Source organism: Gordonibacter pamelaeae 7-10-1-b (assembly GCF_000210055.1).
GTDB classification, from domain to species: domain Bacteria; phylum Actinomycetota; class Coriobacteriia; order Coriobacteriales; family Eggerthellaceae; genus Gordonibacter; species Gordonibacter pamelaeae.
Genome location: NC_021021.1, coordinates 2128028 through 2129707, shown reverse-complemented (window position 1 = coordinate 2129707; position 1680 = coordinate 2128028). Strand labels below are relative to the sequence as shown.

The following is a 1680-nucleotide window of genomic DNA, read 5'->3' as shown; positions in this document are numbered from 1 at the left end:
AAGGCGTGGCTCGCCGAGCTCGGCGCCGACGTCGTGGTGGGCTTCGGCGGCTACGTGTGCATCCCGGTGGGGCGCGCGGCCGAGAAGCTGGGCGTGCCCGTGGTGGTGCACGAGCAGAACTCGGTCATGGGCATGGCGAACAAGTACCTGGCGAAGCGGGCCGCCGCCGTGTGCCTGACCTACGAGCATGCGGCCGGCGCCCTCGACGAGGGCGTGCGCTCGCGCGTCACCGTCACGGGCAACCCCGTGCGCAAGAGCGTGTTCGACGCCACGCGCGAGGGCGGGCGCGCGCGCTTCGGCGTGCCCGAGGACGTGCGCCTTCTGCTGGTGACGGGCGGGAGCCTGGGCGCCCGCCACCTCAACCAGGCCGTCTGCGCGCTGAAGGACGAGTTGCTGGCCGCCGGCGACGTGCACGTCATCCACGTGACGGGCCCGAAGGAGCTCGATGCCGTCGCCGGGCAGCTGGCGCTCACGCCCGCCGAGGAGAAGCGGTGGCACCTGTTCGGCTATACGGACCGTATGGGCGAGGCCATGGCCGCCGCCGACGCCATCGTGTCGCGCGCGGGCGCCACGTCGCTCGCGGAGATCTCGGCGCGGGCCATCCCGGCGCTGCTCGTTCCGTTCCCGTTCGCCACGGAGGACCACCAGACCACGAACGCCCGCGCCTACGTGGAGGCGGGCTGCGCGTACATGCTGGCGGACGCCGATGTGGAGGGGCCGGAGTTCGCGCGGCTCGTGCGCTCGCTTCTAGACGACGCGGGCGTGCGGGAGCGCATGGCCGCGGCGGCGCGCGCGCAGAAGACGGCCGATGCGGCCGCCAAATTGGCAGATGTTGTGATGGGGGCCGCGCGGTAGCGAACGTTGGCTACCATGGAAGCGCACCCGAGGGAAGGGCAGTTAAGGATATCATGGACACACAGCGCATAGAATCGGTCCACTTCATCGGCGTGGGCGGGGTGGGCATGAGCGGCATCGCACGCGTCGCCTTCGACCAGGGCCTGCGCGTGAGCGGGTCGGACCTCAAGGAGAGCCGCTACACCAAGCAGCTGAAGGCCGCCGGCATCGACGTGCGCATCGGCCACGACCCGGCCAACCTGCCGGGCGGCCCCGGGCGCGACGACGCCGCGCCCGACGTGGTGGTGGTGTCCACGGCCATCCTGGACAACAACCCCGAGCTCATCGCCGCCAAGGAGCGGGGGCTCGCCATCTGGCACCGCGCGCAGATGCTCGCGCACCTGGGCCGCGACCTGGAGACGCTTGCCGTGGCGGGCACGCACGGCAAGACCACGACGTCGTCCATGCTGGCCAGCGTGCTGGACGCCATGGGCGAGGACCCCACGTTCCTCATCGGCGGCATCGTGCGCTCCTACGGCACGAACGCGCACTCCGGCCAGGGCCGGCACTACGTGGTGGAGGCCGACGAGAGCGACAAGTCGTTCACGTACCTCTCGCCGCGCGCGGTGCTCGTGACGAACATCGAGGCCGACCACCTGGACCACTACCGCGACCTCGACGAGATCTACGAGAAGTTCGCCGCGTTCATCGGCTCGGTGCCCGCGGACGGCGGCGTGGTGGTGGCCTGCGGCGACGACGAGGAGCTTGCGGCGCTCGCGCGCGCCGCGGGCCGCACGCTGGTCACCTACGGCTTCGGCGAGGGCTGCGACGCGCGCATCGTGTCGT

At 71.7% G+C, this 1680-nt stretch carries 2 protein-coding genes; both read left to right on the top strand.

Annotation, left to right across the window (positions count from 1 at the left end; genetic code table 11):
- A partial coding sequence (locus GPA_RS09815; protein WP_041239424.1) for a UDP-N-acetylglucosamine--N-acetylmuramyl-(pentapeptide) pyrophosphoryl-undecaprenol N-acetylglucosamine transferase occupies nucleotides 1-855 on the top strand: 855 nt, incomplete at its 5' end.
- A gap of 53 nt (nucleotides 856-908) precedes the next feature.
- Nucleotides 909-1680, top strand: a 772-nt coding sequence (locus tag GPA_RS09810) for a UDP-N-acetylmuramate--L-alanine ligase (RefSeq protein ID WP_231847625.1), incomplete at its 3' end; no start/stop codon positions are given.